This is a genomic window from Stenotrophomonas sp. SrG (genome assembly GCF_050031795.1).
GTDB classification, from domain to species: Bacteria; Pseudomonadota; Gammaproteobacteria; order Xanthomonadales; family Xanthomonadaceae; genus Stenotrophomonas; species Stenotrophomonas rhizophila_A.
Genome location: NZ_JBNBBE010001048.1, coordinates 1 through 240, shown reverse-complemented (window position 1 = coordinate 240; position 240 = coordinate 1). Strand labels below are relative to the sequence as shown.

The window sequence follows — 240 nt, the reverse complement described above, 5'->3', positions numbered from 1 at the left end:
ATTCCTGCCAACCCCCACCGCTGCCGGAGACGTGCCATGCCCCGCCTGGATAGCCGTACCGCACCCGCGCTGTTCAACGCCTACCTGCAGCCGGACCGGAACGCGCGCCGCGGCCGTCGTCCGCGCGCAGAAGAGCCGGAGGCCGTTGCGCAGGACTATCTGCAGTACATGCGAAGCGATTACGAACGCCGCCGCAGTCAGGGAAGGCGCAGCTGGAAGGATCTGTACCCGGCGTATGCA

Annotated in this window: 1 pseudogene; it reads left to right on the top strand. The window is 67.5% G+C overall.

Annotated features, from left to right (window positions below):
* Positions 1 to 36: 36 nt before the first annotated feature.
* A pseudogene (locus ACQG3P_RS22680) lies at positions 37 to 240 on the top strand (hypothetical protein); the annotation flags it as partial.